This is a genomic window from Agilicoccus flavus, from assembly GCF_014857905.1.
Lineage (GTDB): Bacteria > Actinomycetota > Actinomycetes > Actinomycetales > Dermatophilaceae > Agilicoccus > Agilicoccus flavus.
On sequence record NZ_JACYXE010000014.1, the window covers coordinates 1 to 14,762 of the forward strand.

17 protein-coding genes and 2 pseudogenes are annotated in these 14,762 nt (G+C 73.0%); 9 read left to right on the plus strand and 10 right to left on the minus strand.

All coding sequences use genetic code 11. From position 1 onward, the window contains the following. Positions 1-252: 252 nt before the first annotated feature. The 4 genes and pseudogenes from ICW24_RS16990 to ICW24_RS17005 form a co-directional block, all read right to left on the minus strand. A pseudogene (locus ICW24_RS16990) lies at positions 253-570 on the minus strand (ISL3 family transposase); the annotation flags it as partial. A 279-nt stretch (positions 571-849) separates the two neighbouring features. Then, positions 850-2,037: an RNA polymerase sigma factor gene (locus tag ICW24_RS16995; RefSeq protein WP_307781368.1), complete on the minus strand. Its 1,188-nt coding sequence runs from the start codon at positions 2,035-2,037 to the stop codon at positions 850-852. Between the two features lie 21 nt (positions 2,038-2,058). Beyond that, the gene (locus ICW24_RS17000) at positions 2,059-2,421 is read right to left on the minus strand and encodes a YciI family protein (protein ID WP_226346920.1); all 363 of its coding nucleotides are present in this window, start codon (positions 2,419-2,421) and stop codon (positions 2,059-2,061) included. A 198-nt stretch (positions 2,422-2,619) separates the two neighbouring features. Next, the gene (locus ICW24_RS17005; RefSeq protein WP_226346921.1) at positions 2,620-3,282 is read right to left on the minus strand and encodes a TetR/AcrR family transcriptional regulator; all 663 of its coding nucleotides are present in this window, start codon (positions 3,280-3,282) and stop codon (positions 2,620-2,622) included. Positions 3,283-3,339: 57 nt separating this feature from the next. Here ICW24_RS17005 and ICW24_RS17010 point away from each other — a divergent pair, with 57 nt between their 5' ends. Continuing rightward, complete coding sequence (locus ICW24_RS17010; RefSeq protein ID WP_226346922.1) at positions 3,340-3,933, plus strand: class I SAM-dependent methyltransferase; 594 nt, start codon at positions 3,340-3,342, stop codon at positions 3,931-3,933. 49 nt (positions 3,934-3,982) lie between these two features. On the opposite strand, the gene hepT is transcribed toward ICW24_RS17010, so the two are convergent. From hepT to ICW24_RS17035, 5 genes are all read right to left on the minus strand, one after another. Continuing rightward, positions 3,983-4,372: a type VII toxin-antitoxin system HepT family RNase toxin gene (gene hepT, locus ICW24_RS17015; RefSeq protein ID WP_226346988.1), complete on the minus strand. Its 390-nt coding sequence runs from the start codon at positions 4,370-4,372 to the stop codon at positions 3,983-3,985. 41 nt (positions 4,373-4,413) lie between these two features. Then, entirely contained in the window at positions 4,414-4,824 is a 411-nt protein-coding gene (locus ICW24_RS17020) for a hypothetical protein (protein WP_226346923.1), read from the minus strand. 222 nt (positions 4,825-5,046) lie between these two features. Next, positions 5,047-5,403: a cupin domain-containing protein gene (locus tag ICW24_RS17025; protein ID WP_226346924.1), complete on the minus strand. Its 357-nt coding sequence runs from the start codon at positions 5,401-5,403 to the stop codon at positions 5,047-5,049. After that, entirely contained in the window at positions 5,400-6,494 is a 1,095-nt protein-coding gene (locus tag ICW24_RS17030; protein WP_226346925.1) for an alpha/beta hydrolase, read from the minus strand. Before ICW24_RS17030 ends, ICW24_RS17025 begins: the two co-directional genes overlap by 4 nt. 53 nt (positions 6,495-6,547) lie before the next feature. Beyond that, positions 6,548-7,579, minus strand: coding sequence for a YihY/virulence factor BrkB family protein (locus ICW24_RS17035; protein WP_226346926.1), 1,032 nt, complete (start codon positions 7,577-7,579; stop codon positions 6,548-6,550). A 10-nt stretch (positions 7,580-7,589) separates the two neighbouring features. Between ICW24_RS17035 and ICW24_RS19975 the strand changes: the two are divergent. The 5 genes and pseudogenes from ICW24_RS19975 to ICW24_RS17060 form a co-directional block, all read left to right on the plus strand. Further along, positions 7,590-7,730 (plus strand): annotated as a pseudogene (locus ICW24_RS19975) (hypothetical protein); the annotation flags it as partial. Positions 7,731-7,987: 257 nt separating this feature from the next. Next, the gene (locus tag ICW24_RS17045) at positions 7,988-9,079 is read left to right on the plus strand and encodes a phospholipase D-like domain-containing protein (RefSeq protein WP_226346927.1); all 1,092 of its coding nucleotides are present in this window, start codon (positions 7,988-7,990) and stop codon (positions 9,077-9,079) included. 111 nt (positions 9,080-9,190) lie between these two features. Next, positions 9,191-9,931, plus strand: coding sequence for a GAF and ANTAR domain-containing protein (locus tag ICW24_RS17050; RefSeq protein ID WP_226346928.1), 741 nt, complete (start codon positions 9,191-9,193; stop codon positions 9,929-9,931). A 174-nt stretch (positions 9,932-10,105) separates the two neighbouring features. Beyond that, positions 10,106-11,008: a hypothetical protein gene (locus tag ICW24_RS17055; protein ID WP_226346929.1), complete on the plus strand. Its 903-nt coding sequence runs from the start codon at positions 10,106-10,108 to the stop codon at positions 11,006-11,008. Between the two features lie 177 nt (positions 11,009-11,185). Beyond that, on the plus strand, positions 11,186-12,163 hold the full coding sequence (locus tag ICW24_RS17060) for an NADPH:quinone reductase (RefSeq protein ID WP_226346930.1): 978 nt from the start codon (positions 11,186-11,188) through the stop codon (positions 12,161-12,163). 89 nt (positions 12,164-12,252) lie between these two features. Here the strand turns inward: ICW24_RS17060 and ICW24_RS17065 are convergent, their stop codons facing one another. Beyond that, positions 12,253-12,846 carry a GNAT family N-acetyltransferase gene (locus ICW24_RS17065; RefSeq protein ID WP_226346931.1) on the minus strand — a complete coding sequence of 198 codons (594 nt, stop codon included), beginning with the start codon at positions 12,844-12,846 and terminating at the stop codon, positions 12,253-12,255. A 151-nt stretch (positions 12,847-12,997) separates the two neighbouring features. Between ICW24_RS17065 and ICW24_RS17070 the strand changes: the two genes are divergently transcribed. The 3 genes from ICW24_RS17070 to ICW24_RS17080 all read left to right on the plus strand — a co-directional run bounded on the left by ICW24_RS17070 (position 12,998) and on the right by ICW24_RS17080 (position 14,685). Further along, positions 12,998-13,882: an aldo/keto reductase gene (locus tag ICW24_RS17070; RefSeq protein ID WP_226346932.1), complete on the plus strand. Its 885-nt coding sequence runs from the start codon at positions 12,998-13,000 to the stop codon at positions 13,880-13,882. A 123-nt stretch (positions 13,883-14,005) separates the two neighbouring features. Then, positions 14,006-14,260 carry a hypothetical protein gene (locus tag ICW24_RS17075; RefSeq protein ID WP_226346933.1) on the plus strand — a complete coding sequence of 85 codons (255 nt, stop codon included), beginning with the start codon at positions 14,006-14,008 and terminating at the stop codon, positions 14,258-14,260. Next, positions 14,257-14,685, plus strand: coding sequence for a TA system VapC family ribonuclease toxin (locus ICW24_RS17080; protein ID WP_226346934.1), 429 nt, complete (start codon positions 14,257-14,259; stop codon positions 14,683-14,685). Before ICW24_RS17075 ends, ICW24_RS17080 begins: the two co-directional genes overlap by 4 nt. Positions 14,686-14,762: the final 77 nt, after the last annotated feature.

Consider the following 14,762-nt stretch of genomic DNA (forward strand, 5'->3'; position numbering starts at 1 on the left):
GGTAATCGCCGCCCGGTCGCGCCCAAGCTGCCCGAGGCGGCCTGGATCAACCAGCCATCACCGGAGGCCCTCATACAGACCGCGTAACGAGACGTGTCTCAGACTGCTTGACATCTTCCGGATCGGCACGGATCTCCTCGAACATCCGCACCGCCCGAGCCTTCAGCTCAGGCGGGTACCTCGTGGACGTGTTTCCCGACATGACTCCAACCTTCCCAAGATCTGGAGTCTCCCGACATCCCGGGGCGGTTCAAGCTTCGCCCGCGGCTCCGCCGCCCGAGACATGTCCTGTCGCCACACGTACCCGCACCCCGTGCACCGGTAGCGGCGGACCATGACCAGCAGCGTCGTCGGCCGCCAACCCAGCGGCTCGTGCGCCAACTCCCGGGTGACGCTGTCACGCAGTGCGCCCTCGCAGCCGCATCGACGACACCAAGGGTCAGGATCGAGGACTCGACAGCCCAGCACCGCACGGTCAGGCTCGAGGCGTTGACCAGTGACCTCGAGGCCGAGCTCGTCGGGCCGGCAGAACGTGGTGAGGTCGGGGAAGGCGAAGGTAGCGTCAGACATGTCGAAGTCTTGTGGGTGGGCAGCGTAGGAACTCCCATCATCAGGGGACCTCGACGCCTACCTAGACCCGGCCACCAGCCGTCACACCCTCATCTGTGATGAGCCACGAATCGTCAGCTTCGGCACGACATCGAGCCTGAACCCGACGTCGAGTGGCGGCGGCCTGCGCCGCTGTGGACCGCACGTCTGGTCCGCGCACGGTGGCGCGGCCCGACACTCGAAAGGGCGCGAGGGCCGGCGGCGGCGACCGCCCTCACACGAGCTCGCCGCGCCGGCGGCTCAGGTAGGCGCGCTCGGCGCGGTTGTCGGTGGAGGCGATCGCGGCGTCGTACGCGGCCCGCGCCTCGGCGCTGCGGCCGAGCCGGCGCAGCAGGTCGGCGCGGGTGGCGTGCCACGCGTGGTACTCCGGCAGGGGGAGCCGATCCACGATCGCGAGGGCGACCTCCGGGCCGTCGAGTTCGGCGACCGCGACCGCTCGGTTGATGCGACGATCGGGGACGGGTCGAGGCGCGTCAGCCGGTCGTACAGCGCGACGATCTGGCCCCAGTCGGTGTCCTCCGCGGCCGGGGCATCCGTGTGCACGGCGTTGATCGCCGCGAGGATCTGGAAGCGGCCGGGCCGATCGATGGCGAGGCACTCGCGGACGAGGCCGTGCCCCTCGCGGATCAGGGCGCGATCCCAGCCGGCGCGGTCCTGCTGGTCCAGCGGCACGAGTTGCTCGTGCCGCACCCGCGCCTCGCGCCGCGCCTCGATGAGGAGCAGGAGTCCGAGCAGGCCGGTCACCTCCGGCTCGTCGGGGAGCAGGTGGTGCAGGATCCGGGTCAGCCGGATCGCCTCGCCGGTGAGCTCGGCGCGCACCGGGTGGCCCTCCCCGGTGGCGAGATACCCCTCGTTGAAGACGAGAATGAGCACGGTGAGCACCCCCCCGAGGCGCTCGGGCAGGTCGGCCGTCTCGGGCACGCGGTAGGGCACCCGCGCCGCCGCGATCTTCGTCTTCGCGCGCGTGATCCGGCGCGCCATCGTCGTCTCGGACACGAGGAACGCGTGCGCGATCTCGGCCACCGTCAGCCCGCCGAGCAACTTGAGGGTCAGGGCGATTCGCGCATCCGGCGCCAACGCCGGGTGGCAGCACGTGAAGAGCAGGCGCAGCCGGTCGTCCTCGACCGCGCCCGTGGGCTCGTGGGGTGAGTCGTCGAAGGTCACGAGGGCCGCCTGATGCTTGCTGTCGCGTCGCTGCTCGCGGCGGATCCGGTCGATCGCGCGACGCGCGGCCGTCGTGGTGAGCCAGGCGCCGGGGTTGGGCGGCACGCCGTCCCTCGGCCACCGCTCCACCGCGACGACCAGCGCCTCGCTCGCTGCCTCCTCGGCGAGGTCGATGTCGCCGAAGCGGCGGACGAGGGAGGCGACGAGGCGGCCGTACTCCTCGCGGAAGACCCGCTCGACGGCCGTGCTCTCACCCCGCGTCATCGGCATCTCCGGCGGCACAACTCAGGCCGCGCCCTCGAAGGGGCGGACCTCGACCTTGCCGCCGCACGCCGTGGATCCCCGCGCGGCGAGGTCGAGCGCCACGTCGAGATCGGGGGCGTCGACGATCCAGAAGCCGCCGATGACCTCCTTCGTCTCCAGGTAGGGGCCGTCGGTGAGCACCGGGGACTCGCCCTGGCCGTCGACGACCGTGGCGGTCGAGGCCTCTTTCAGCCCACCCGCGAAGACCCAGTACCCGTCGGTCTTGAGCGTCTCGTTGAAGGCGTCGGTGGCCGCGAACGCCTTCTCCATCTCCTCGGTGGAGGCGTAACCGCCGAGTTCGCCGCGCTTGGCGGGGCCGTGGACGGACAGCAGATAGAGCGCCATGTCGGTTCTCCTTCGTCGGGGTGGTCCTCGTGACCACCTTCCACCCTCACCACGAACGGGGGCGGCCCGATACGACAGTCCGGCGCAGGCCGATCCCGCGTCGTGTCGCGATCCGGTGTCCCGACGATCGCCACGGAGGCCGGCCGTCCGCCGAGGTGGTCTGCCGAAGGTCCGGTGTCCCTGCCGTCGGCGGACGGGTCAGATCGACGGCGGCTCGGCCGCATCGGGGCGGCGAAGGACGGCCCCCGCGACACTCTCGACGTACCAGCGTCGGTAGGCCTGCGCGCTCCAGCCGCGCCGGCGCACGAGCCAGTCGTAGCCGGCGACGTCCATGGCGAGGAACAGCACGTCGACGAGCTCGTCGTGGGAGATGTCGGGGCGCACGTCGCCGCCGGCGCGCAGAGCGGCGGCGAACATCCCCATGCCGGCGCGGCGCTCGGCGTCGTTCTTGGCCCGGATGGCGGCGGCGTCGGCGTCGGCGGTCGCCGCGGCGCGCAGGGCGAGCTCGATGTCGGCGAGCCGCTCGTGCACGCCCACGAGGTGCTCCGCGTACCGCGCCAGCATGTCCCGCGCGTCGGTCATCGCCGAGATGTCGGCCGCGAAGTCCCGCTCGGCCAGGGGGACGGGCTCGTCGTCACCGGCGACGGTCACGTCGAGGAGCGCGGCGAGCACCCCCTTCTTCGACCCGAAGTGGGCGTGGATCGTCGGCACCGCGACGCCGGCCCGCTGCGCGAGGTCGGGCAGGCGCGTCGCGGCGTAGCCGGGCGAGACGAACAGGGAGGCGGCCGACTCGAGGATCGCCCCACGGGTGCGGCGGGCGGCGCGCCGCCGCGATTCGCCGTCGTATCGCCTCTTGACCACCCGGGCACGCTAGCGTATTTTCGATATACAAACTACATATTGAAATCTGGTGTCGCCATGAGGCAGTTCTTCGAAGAGGCCTACCGCGGGGGATTCACGCCCTGGGAGGACGCCGGGCGGCTCGGCCACGCGCAGCTCGACCGGCTGCTCGTACGCGAACTCGACGAACGGCCGACGCCCCCGGGTCGCGCCCTCGACGTCGGGTGCGGCCGAGGTGAACACGCCCTCGCCCTCGCCGCCGTGGGGTGGCGGGTGTGCGGCGTCGACTACGTCGCGTCGGCGATCGAGCAGGCCCGGGCGCGTGAAGGGTCCGAGGCCGTCGAGTTCGTGCTCGGCGACGCGACCGATCTGCCCGCGCTGGTCGAGGGGCCGTTCGACCTCGTCCTCGACGTCGGCGCGATGCACGGGTTCACGCCGCAGGAGCGCGTCGCCTACGGGCGCGGGATCACGGCCGTGGCGGCGGCCGACGCCACGATGCTCATGCTCGTCTTCGCCCCGGGCGCCCCCGCCCCGCTCCCGGCGGGCATGACCCGCACCGACATCGAGGATGCCCTGCCGGCGTGGCGGGTGCTCGACGTCGAGGCGGTGGACACGACCGGCATGCCGTTCCCCGCCGTCCCCGTGCACTGGTACCGCCTGCGCCGGTCCTGATGCGTGGACCACCGGCGCACAGTGCAGGTCGAGCCGGGTCGGCACCGCGCTAGGTCTGCGCTTCGGACAACCCACGAGCGATCGCCGCGACGTAGGAGCGGTAGTCACGCAGGGCGAGGGGCACGGCCGCGGCGACCAGATCGAGGTCGGCGGACACATAGTCATGGACGAGCACGTTGCGTAGGCCGATGGAGGGTGTGAGCGCTCGGGCCAGGTCGGGCGAGACGTAGCCGGCGCGCACCGCCAGCTCGAAGGATTCGCGTTGCGTCTGAGGCGCCCGCCCGACGACGCGGGCCGCGAGGTGCGCGTTGATGTCGACGGCCTGGTCGACCAATTGACAGAGGGCACGCTCGACGGCCAAGCGGAGCGCGATGACCTCGCGCAGCGCGTCGCCGCCCACCGGGCCCAGTCCGTCGAGGAACACCAAGAGGTCGTGCATCACGGCGAGCCGGGTCGACAGGACGCCGGCGTCGGGCGGCCTCATCGAGCGAGATCTCGCAGCAGGGCGGTGCGCAGGTAGGCCGTGTCGAGGTATTCACCCAGCGCACTCATCTCGCGCTCGGTGAACGCGCCGGCCCTGCCCTCGTAGAGGATGCGGCACCCGACGAGGGCCTCGACCCGAGCCACCGGGCCGGCGCGATCCAGGTCCATGACGTCGAGGTGGTCACCCGGCACGAGGTCGGCGAGCGCATCGATGGTGCCGAGCAGATCGCGCGCCGTCCCGTGGCCGAAGCCGACCGCGACGTCGACGTCGCGCGGATCGGGGCTGTGCAGGGCGCTGCCGAAGAGCACGAGGAGCTCGACGGCATGGGCCCGGCAGACCTGCTCGATCCGCCCGTCGTCGACCGCTGCATCCAACGCGGTCAACGCGTCGGCGACGGTCATGGGCATGAATCGAGCGTACGCGGAGCCGGGGTGGCGCCACGACCGAAGCAGCGCCGCCTCGCCGAATGACGCGCGGGGTAGGCCTCGCGGAGGGAACGCAGGTCGGCGACCGGGTCGGGCGTCGTCGTGGGCGAAGGCTGCGAGACGGGTCGCAATGCGCATCGGCTTGCGTCAGAAGGATCGGCACGACCGTCGAGACCCTGCGGCCCCGGAGGAGTGGACGGGGCGTCAGGATCCCGTTCGAGCTGCCGACGCGCAGACCGCGATGAAGTCCATGTCGTCGGCCCCGGCGCGCATGAGTCGGCGCGAGGGTTGCGACACCGCGAGAAACTGCCCGGGCCGGACCGGGACCTCCTGCCCGTCGACGACGAGCCACCCGCCGCGGAGCACGGCGTACATGTCCTCCGTGTCGTCGTCGAGGTGGTCGTGCTCGACGGTCTCGGCGTGTGCCGGCAGCTCCACCTGGTATGCCTCGAACGCCGTCAGCCCCAGGTACTCGCCGAGGCGCTTGTCGTAGGGGCCGGCCGCCGGGTGCGGTCCGTGCCCGGCGGGGACGACGGCGGCGTCGACGATCGAACAGCTCACCGGTTCAGGCCGGTTCGCACGTCGGAGCCGACGGCTCGGCCGAGCGCGGCGACGAGGGCGGAGCGGAAGTCGCGCATGCTCGGCACCCATCCGAAGACGTCCGCGGCGTGGGGCATGCCCTCGACGACGAGGAGCTCGACGTCGACGCCCGCGTCCTGCAGGCGCCGGGCATACTCGACGTCCTCGGCGTGGAAGAGGTCGATCGAACCCACCCCGATCCAGGCGGGCGGCAGGCCGCGCAGGTCCTGGCGCCGCGCGGCGCTCGCGTAGGCGAGCCCCTCCTCGAGCGTGGCGTCCCGGCCGTGGAACCAGCGCCACGCGTCCCGGTTCTTCTCCGGCGTCCACACGAGTCGCCCCACGTCCTCGCCGCGGTCGGTGAGCACGGTGCGGTCGTCGAGCATCGGGTAGACGAGGGCCTGGAAGGCCACCGGCAGGCCGCGGTCGTGCGCCATCTGCGCGACGATCGCGGCCAGGCCGCCGCCCGCGGAGGCGCCCCCGACGGCGATCCGGTCGCGGTCGAGGCCGAGGTCGTCCGCTCGGTCGTGCAGCCAGGCCAGGGCGGTGTAGCAGTCCTCCGGACCGGCCGGGAACGGGTGCTCGGGCGCGAGGCGGTAGTCGACGGAGAGGACGAGCACCCCGAGTTCGCGGGCGATGCGCGTGCACAGACCGTGATCCATCCAGGGGGCGCCGCCAATCATGCCGCCCCCGTGGATCCACAGGAGCGCACCACTGCGCCGGGTGCGCCCGGGCGGGTCGTAGACGTAGGCGGGCACGTCGGGGTCGCCGTCCCGCCCGGGCAGCGTCTCCCGGCGACCCAGGCCGACGGGGATCGCGGCGCTGAGCACCCGCTCCGCCCGGGTGTCGCGGCGCGGCGGCGCCGGGTCGTAGCCCGTGAGGAAGGACGGCGGCAGTGCCGCGACCCAGGGCCGCAGCTCCGGGGCGACGTTGTCGACGATCGCCGCGTTGCGCCGCGTATTGCGCCGGATCGCCGACGCCGCTGCGCCGGCGGCGAGGACGAGCGCGCCGACACCGGCCGCGCCGGCCGTCGAGCGGGGACGGTGAGACGTCGCGGATGAGCCGCTCGGAGCCATCGGGGGTGTCCTCTCGTGGTCGGTAGGACGAGTGTGGCAAACGGGCGCGCCGGTCACCGTCCGGGTGTCGGCCCGCCCGCGCCGGGAGGCACGGCCCCCCAGGTCCGGGCCCACGCGGCCGCGAACATGACGATGCGTGAGAAGTAGGAGATCCAGACGAGCAGGATGAGCGCGATACCGAACGCCTGGAAGGCGGGCAGACGGGTCGTCGAGGCGAGCAGCCACGCCGAGGCCTGCTTGAGCAGCTCGAACCCCGCGCCACCGAGCAGCGCTCCGGACCACACCGCCGCCGCTCCGACCCGAGGCTCGGCGAGCAGGCGGAACATCGCGACGAAGAGCAGCGCGTTCGCCACCAGCCCCAGGGCCACCGACAGTCCCGTGAGCATCCACGCGAGCCCCGCCCCGAGGCCGATCAGCCCGGCGATCCGTTCCGAGAAGCCGGTGACGAGGCCCGTGACGACGACGCTGAGCACGAGCACCACGCCGATGACGAGGAGCGCGGCGAGGTCGCGGGCGTACCCGGCGACGAGGCCCGGACGGTCGGCGGTCGGCGTGTCGAACATCGACTGCAGCGCCGAGCGCATGCTGGAGATCCAACTCAGACCGGAGTAGAGGACCCCGAGGCCACCGAGTCCGGCGACCGGGCCGGCCGCGGCGGCCAGCGTCGACAGGGAGAGCTCGCCGGGCCCCTCGCCGACCATCCCCGGCAGCACGTCCTGCAGGCCCTGTTCGAGGGCGCGCTGCGCCTCCGGGGCGTAGGCGCTGATCGCCCGACGGCCGCGAAGCCCAGCGCGAGGACGGGGAAGAACGACAGGAACGCGTAGTAGGTGACGGCAGCGTCGAGCCCTGCCGGGCCTCGTAGTGCAGCCCGGCGCGCACGACGTGGTCGAACAGCGGCGAGTGGGCCCGGGCGGAGTCCACGCGCCGCAGCGCGCGGGCCCGCAGCACCGATACCCCCCTCGAGTCCCGGCGGCGATCGTGCACGGGCGCAGTGTAGGCCGGGGCCGCGCGGTCGCCGCCCGGCCCGAGGCGCCGGCGCCTCGGCACGGGCTCGGCGCGCTAGGCTCCGGGCCTCTGCGTCCCACGGGAGGTGCGATGGGTCCCTTCGTCGCCTGGCAGCGGGAGCCGGTCGGCGCCGTGCTCTCCGGTCTGCTGTTCGTCGTCCACCTGCTCGTCGTGTGCCGCGCGATCACGCGGCCCGACCGATCCCCCGCCTCCCGGGCGGCCTGGGTCGCGGTCGTCATGTCGGTGCCGCTGCTCGGCGTCATCGCCTACGCCCTCTTCGGGGAGACGAGCATCGGCCGGAACCGTGTGCGCAGCCTGCGCGCGGTCGTGCAGCGGATGCGCACGCCCGTGGCCGCCGGGCCGTCGCCGGAGGTGAGCGCGCCGGCCGTCGAGCTCTTCGACCTCGGCAGGACGATCAACGGCTTCGACCCCGTCGGGGCAACCGCATCCGGCTGCTCGGCGACCCGGACGCCCCCGCCACGGACCCGATGCGGGACTCGGACCTGTCGATCGACGCCCTCGCGGCCGACATCGAGCGGGCGCGCGAGAGCGTGCACATCAGCTTCTACATCTGGCTCGACGACGACAACGGCGGCAAGGTCGCCGACGCGGTCTGCGCGGCAGCGCGGCGGGGCGTGACCTGCCGGGTCATGGTGGACGCGCTCGGGTCCCGCGGCTTCACGCGCTCGCCGCGGTGGCGACAGCTGCAGGAGGCCGGCGCGCACACCCTCGCCACCCTCGACGACATCCCTCGCCTCGGCCACTTCGCCGTCGGCCGCCTCGACCTGCGCAATCATCGCAAGATCGTCGTCATCGACAACCGCGTCTCCTACTGCGGCAGCCAGAACTGCGCCGATCCGCAGTTCCGGATCGCGGCGAAGTTCGCGCCGTGGGTGGACATCTGGCTGCGGTGCGAGGGCCCCGTGGTCCGCCAGGAGCAGTACGTCTTCCTCACCGCCTGGATCGCCGAGACCGGGGAGTCCGTCGAGGGCCTCCCGACCGCGCAGCCCGAGCCCGAGGCCTTCCCCGACGGTGTCGTGGCCCAGATGTTCGGCACCGGACCCACGACGCAGGGCAACTCGATGTCGGACATGTTCGTCGCGACGATCTTCGCCGCGCAGCGCGAACTCGTCATCACGACCCCGTACTCCGTGCCCGACGAGGCCCTGCTGCGGGCGCTGTGCGCGGCCCCGCGACGCGGCGTCCGCACGACGATCGTCTTCCCCGAGCGCAACAACTCTCCCCTCGTGGGGGCGTCCTGCAGCAGCACGTACCCGGCCCTGCTCGGGGCGGGTGTCGAGGTCTACGAGTACCCCCTCGGGCTGTTGCACACGAAGTCGATGACGCTCGACGGCCGGATCGCCCTGGTCGGCTCGGCGAACATGGACCGCCGCAGCCTCCAGTTGAACTTCGAGAACAATCTGCTCGTCGACGACCCCGACCTCACCGCGTCGATCCGCCGACGCCAGGACTCCTACCTCTCGGTGTCGCGGCGCGTGGCCCCCGACGCGGTGCGGCGGTGGTCGTTCCCGAAGCGCCTGGTCCAGGACACCGTCGCCGTCCTCGCTCCGCTGCTGTAGGGGTCGGGCCGGCCGGTGGGGTCGCCTTCTCGGCGGCGAGGGCTCGGCGCCATCGGGGGTTCTCGCCCCGGTGTACGGTGACCGCTCCAGACGACCGCACGGGAGGGCGGCATGGCGATTTCTCCCGGCGGGACTCCGTCGGAACCCTCCGAGCTCTCGGCCCGCCACGCCCTCCTCGCGCTGCTGCGGGACCTGACCGACGGTCTCGCCGACGGGATGGACAGCCTCGACATCGCCCACACTCTGTTCGACGGCTGCCTGGAGCACACGCCCACCCACGCCGCCGGGATCCTGCTCGTCGACGCAGGCGGCTCGCTGCGGGTCCTCGCCGCGTCGAACGAGGAGGCGCGCAGCCTCGAACTCCTCGAGCTCCAGTCGCACGAGGGACCGTCCCTCGACGCCTTCCGCGCCGGCCGGATCGTGTCCGCGCGGGACCTCCCGGCGGAGACCGTGCGGTGGCCGCGCCTCGCCCGCGCGGCGGCGGCGTTGGGCATCCGGGAGGTCCACTCCCTCCCCCTCCGGCTGCGCGACCGGACGATCGGTGCCCTCAACCTGTTCCTCGAGGACGGCGGCCGCCTCGACGACGAGGACCTCCTCCTCGCCGAGATCCTCGCGAGCGCGGCCGCCCTCGGCATCCTCACCCGCCGACGCATCCGTGAGGGCGCGGAACTCGCGGAGCAGCTCCAGAGTGCCCTGGACTCGCGGGTCGTCATCGAGCAGGCCAAGGGCATCCTCGCGGTCCGCGCGGACGTCGACCTGTCGCGTTCCTTCGACCTCCTCCGCCGGCAGGCCCGGCACGAGCGGCGGCCTCTGCGCGACGTCGCCCTCGACGTGGTCGCCCGCTACACCTGACGCGCGTTCCGCGTCCTGCGTCCGGCTTCGGACCGATCGGACATATTGCGGGGGAACGAGGTCCGTGTGAGGATCTGCAGACGTGCCCAGGACCCCGGCACATCATGACGATGGTCGTGAGGAGTCCGCAGCGTGAACACTTTTCACCCTGGCGGGCGCGGAATGCGAGCGCTCGTGACCGGCTGGCCCGGCGTCGATGTGCGCACCGCCACCGCGGCCGACGCCCTGGCCATGAGCAGCGTCCGAGGCCGTCTGCTCGACGAGGGTCTTCCCTGCGACATCGGATGGGATCGGGCCGCGCGATCGCCGTCGGGCCCGGCCCTCGACGACGTCGATCCCGACCGCTACAGCCACCTCGTCTGGGTGCGTGGACCGTTGCGGGGGCGCCCGATCGAGCGGGTCCATCAGCGCTTCGCCGCCGCCCGCCGGATCGCCGTCGACGTCAGCGTCGTCGACGCGGCCGATCCGGCCGTCACGGGCTTCGACGCCGTCATCGCCCGCGATGCACCCGGCCAGGCGACCCACCGGGACATCTCCGCGATCGCCGACGTCGAGGCCACCTGGGTCGTCGGGGTCGTCCTCCCCGCGCGGGAGGGCGACGGCGGGCATGCCCGCCACCCCGACGTGGCGGCCGACGTCGAGCGATGGCTCACGGGCCTCGACGTCGCCCGCCTACCTCTCGACCCGCGCCTCGATCCGGGCGACTGGCGCCGTGCGGCCACGCCGGCCCAGCTCCACGCCGTACTCGGCCGACTCGACGCGGTCGTGACGATGGGCGTCCAGGGGCTCGTGCTCGCGCTGCAGGCCGGGGTTCCGGCCGTCGCCGTCGACCCCGTCGCCGGTGGGGCCGACGTCGCGGCGCAGGCCGCGGCGTGGGACTGGCCGGCCGTCGTGGCCGCCGACGACCTGACCTTCCAGCGCCTGGACGAGCGCCTCGCGTGGTGCTGTTCCTCGGCCGGGCGCGCCGCGGCCCGGAGCCGATCTCAGTGGCCGGCCGATGACGGCCGGCAGCTCGACCGCCTCGTCGAGGCCCTCCACGCCCCGTCCCCGGCCGCGGCCGGCGGGACGGGGGTCTGAACGTCGCGGGCCGGCGTGTCTGTTTCGGGGGGCACGCCGACCCGCGGCTCGTGTGGCCCGTGCCGAAGAACCGTACCGACGACATGGACGGACGTGACGGGACCGACGACGTCGCGGGTCGATCTTCACCTCGCGAGACCGGCGGGGGCGTGACGCGGATCGGGCAGAGTGGGGCCCATGCGCGCGGCCTGGTACGAGCGGACCGGCGACGCCGAGAGCGTCCTGACCGTCGGTGAGATGCCGACCCCGGAGCCCGGCGACGGCGAGGTGCGCGTCCGGGTCCACCTGCCCGGGGTCAACCCGGGGGACACGAAGAAGCGCCTCGGTTGGCAGGACGGCGCGATGCCGTATCCGCGGGTCGTCCCGCACAGTGACGCGGCCGGGGTGATCGACGCGGTGGGGCCGGACGTCGATGCGGACCGGGTGGGCCGGCGCGTGTGGGTCCACGGCGCCCAGTCCTATCGGGCGTTCGGGACCGCGGCGGAGTACGTCGTCGTGCCGGACGACCTCGCGGTGGCGTTGCCCGACGAGGTCCCGGACGAGCTGGGGGCGTGCCTGGGCATCCCGGGGATCACGGCCCACCGGGCGGTCTTCGCCGACGGGCCGCTCGCCGATTCCGTCGTCCTCGTGCACGGCGTGCTCGGTGGGGTGGGCCGCCTGGCCGCCCAGCTCGCCCGCCGGGCCGGGGCGCTCGTCGTGGGGACCGTCCGCAGCAGCGGTGACGTCCCGGCGGCAGCGGAGATCGTCGATCACGTGGTCGCCCTCGACACCGACGATCCCGCGGGCGCCATCCGCCGCATCGCCCCCGAGGGCGTCGACCGGGTCGTCGAGGTCTCGCTGTCGGACAACGTCCGCCTCGACGCCGCCGTGACGGCCTTGGGCGGGGTCGTCGTCGCCTACGCGTCCCGCGACGGCGAGCCGTCGATCCCGTTCTGGCCGATGCTGTTCGCCAACCTGACGCTCCGACTCGTCGGCAGCGACGACGTCCCCGTCGAGGCGAAACGGGCCGCCGCCGCCGAGCTCACCCAGGCCGCGCGGGAGGGCGCGCTGCACGTTCCGGCCGTCGATCCCCTCCCGCTCGCCGACATCGCCCGCGCCCACGAACTCGTCGACGCGGGCTCGCGCCGTCGGGTACTGCTCGACCCGCGTCGGTGAGGCGACCGGCGGCACCCTGACCCAGGACCGGATTCGACGGGGCCGGCACGGTGATCGCGGGCGCGTCCCGCTCCGGGCGTCGGACCGCCTCACATCTCGATGCGCACCACGGCCCGACGCGTCGAGGGCCGCGCGACCTCGGTGAACCCGGCGGCGAGGTAGATCGCGAGGGGGCCGGGATGCTCCTCGCCCCACGTCGCGGACGCCACGGTGATCGGGTACGCCTCCAACGCCCGGGCCCCGCGCTCGCGGGCGTGGTCGACGGTGGACGCGACGAGCGCGGTCGCGATGCCAAGGCCCCGCCACCCCGCCCGGGTGAGCACGCACGTGACGGCCCAGATCCCGGGGTCGCCGCGGTCCTCCGTCCGCCCGCGCCACGCGGTCTGGTTCGCGTTGCGCACGAGGCCCGCGTAGTCGGCGCGGGGAGCCACCGCGCACCAGCCGACCGGGTCGTCACCGAGGTAGGCGACCAGGCCGCTCGTCGCCGCCGCCCCCGCGTCACCGCATCCGGTCTGCTCCCGCAGCCGCTCTGCGCGTTCCTCGACCGGGGTGTTCGCGAACGACTCACCCCGGGCGAGGCGGTGACGCTGACACCGGCACTCGGCGGCGCCTCCCCGGTCGCCGAAGACGGCCTCGAGATCGAAGCAGGCGGCCAGGTCGGCCGTGACGACGCGCACGCTCATGACGAGATCTTCCCGCGCGCACCCGGCCGGAGGCCACACCGTCGGGATCGCGGGGCGGCGCCTCCGGCGGCGCAGGTGGTCTCGTCCGGGCGGGCAAGGGGGCACCGACAGGGCCTCCTCGATCGCCGGAACCGCTCGTAATGTGAGGGCCATGACGATCCCCACTCTGACCCTGAACAACGGTGTGACGATGCCGGCGCTCGGCTTCGGCGTCTTCCAGGCCGCGCCCGACGAGACGACCGCGGCCGTGGCGGAGGCGTTGAAGGTGGGCTACCGGCACATCGACACGGCGGCGGCCTACGGCAACGAGCGCGAGGTCGGCCAGGCGGTGCGCGAGTCCGGTCTCGACCGCGACGACGTCTTCCTCGAGACCAAGGTCTGGATCAGCGACTACGGGTACGACGAGACGCTGCACGCCTTCGACAAGTCCGCCGGCAAGCTCGGCGTCGACCGGATCGACCTGTTCATCCTCCACCAGGCGCTGCCCGGCGAGTTCGAGCGCACGCTCGGCGCCTACCGGGCCCTGGAGAAGCTCCTCGCCGACGGCAAGGTGCGCGCGATCGGCGTCTCGAACTTCATGCCGGCCCACCTCGAGAAGCTCCTCGCCGAGACCGACGTCGTCCCGGCGGTCAACCAGATCGAGGTGCACCCCTACTTCCGCCAGTCCGAGCTGCTCGCCTACGACGACGCCCACGACATCGTCAGCCAGGCCTGGTCACCGATCGGCGGCATCACCTTCTACCGGGACGGGTCGCAGGGCAGCACCCTGGAGGAGCCGGTCATCGCCGAGATCGCGCAGGCCCACGGGCGCACCCCGGCCCAGGTCATGCTGCGCTGGCACCTCCAGGGGGGCCGCCAGGTCATCCCCAAGTCGGTCACGCCGTCTCGCATCGCCGAGAACTTCGACGTCACCGGCTTCGAGCTGAGCGACGACGAGCTCGCCGCCATCGACGCCCTCGACACCGGAGTCCGCGGCGGGCCGGAGCCGGAGGAGGTCACGATGGAGGCCTTCGGCCGCGACATCCCGGAGGCCTGAGACCAGGAGGGTCCCGCCCCCGACGCCCCCGACCGTCCCGGGGGCCGGGGTGCAGTGGAGTGGTCGAGCTCGAGCCGATCGCGTCGCATCAAGATGCGTCTGTCGGTGATGCTATGATGCGTCATGCGCACGACCGTGACCCTGGACGATGACGTCGCCCGCCTCATCCGCGAGATCGAGCACCGGGAGAACAAGCCGTTCAAGCAGGTACTCAACGAGACGCTGCGTCGGGGTTTGAGCGAGGTCAGGCCCGACCTGCCGCCCTACCGCATCCGCGCCCACCGGTCGGCCGTCCGGCCCGGGGTCGACGTCACCGCGCTGAACCGCCTGGCCGACGAGATGGACGACGACGGACTTCTCTCCAGCGGCACCTCGTGATCATTCCCGACGTCAACCTGCTCGTGTACGCCGTCTTCGACGGCTACGCGCAGCACGAGCGGGCCAGGTCGTGGCTCGAGGACGCGCTCAGCGGGTCGGAGCAGTTCGGACTGACAGCCCCGGCCGTCTTCGGGTTCGTCCGGCTCGGCACGAGTGCGCGCGTGCACGCCAACCCCTTGTCGGTGGCGCACGCAAGCGAATACGTGCACGAATGGCTCGACCGGCCCCAGACCCGATTCCTGGCCCCAGGCAGCGAACATGTCCGCATCGCCCTCGGGCTCCTGGCCGGCCTGGGCACCGGGGCGAACCTCACGACGGACGCTCAACTCGCTGCCCTCGCTATGGAGTTCGGCGGAACCATCCATTCCAACGACAGCGACTTCGGGCGGTTCCCCGGCATCCGATGGGCCGATCCCTTGGCCTGACGGCTACCCGGCGACGAGCGCGAACGCCCGGCGCGGGCGGACCTCGGTCCACCCGCGCCGGGCGCTGCTCACCCGTG

What these genes read in the sequence shown, in the direction of transcription:
- ICW24_RS16995 (WP_307781368.1), bottom strand. Translation starts at nt 2,037, where the DNA reads ATGACGCGGGGTGAGAGCACGGCCGTCGAGCGGGTCTTCCGCGAGGAG.
- ICW24_RS17000 (WP_226346920.1), bottom strand. Translation starts at nt 2,421, where the DNA reads ATGGCGCTCTATCTGCTGTCCGTCCACGGCCCCGCCAAGCGCGGCGAA.
- ICW24_RS17010 (WP_226346922.1), top strand. Translation starts at nt 3,340, where the DNA reads ATGAGGCAGTTCTTCGAAGAGGCCTACCGCGGGGGATTCACGCCCTGG.
- hepT (WP_226346988.1), bottom strand. Translation starts at nt 4,372, where the DNA reads ATGCACGACCTCTTGGTGTTCCTCGACGGACTGGGCCCGGTGGGCGGC.
- ICW24_RS17020 (WP_226346923.1), bottom strand. Translation starts at nt 4,824, where the DNA reads ATGCCCATGACCGTCGCCGACGCGTTGACCGCGTTGGATGCAGCGGTC.
- ICW24_RS17030 (WP_226346925.1), bottom strand. Translation starts at nt 6,494, where the DNA reads ATGGCTCCGAGCGGCTCATCCGCGACGTCTCACCGTCCCCGCTCGACG.
- ICW24_RS17045 (WP_226346927.1), top strand. Translation starts at nt 7,988, where the DNA reads ATGCGGGACTCGGACCTGTCGATCGACGCCCTCGCGGCCGACATCGAG.
- ICW24_RS17050 (WP_226346928.1), top strand. Translation starts at nt 9,191, where the DNA reads ATGGCGATTTCTCCCGGCGGGACTCCGTCGGAACCCTCCGAGCTCTCG.
- ICW24_RS17060 (WP_226346930.1), top strand. Translation starts at nt 11,186, where the DNA reads ATGCGCGCGGCCTGGTACGAGCGGACCGGCGACGCCGAGAGCGTCCTG.
- ICW24_RS17065 (WP_226346931.1), bottom strand. Translation starts at nt 12,846, where the DNA reads ATGAGCGTGCGCGTCGTCACGGCCGACCTGGCCGCCTGCTTCGATCTC.
- ICW24_RS17070 (WP_226346932.1), top strand. Translation starts at nt 12,998, where the DNA reads ATGACGATCCCCACTCTGACCCTGAACAACGGTGTGACGATGCCGGCG.
- ICW24_RS17075 (WP_226346933.1), top strand. Translation starts at nt 14,006, where the DNA reads ATGCGCACGACCGTGACCCTGGACGATGACGTCGCCCGCCTCATCCGC.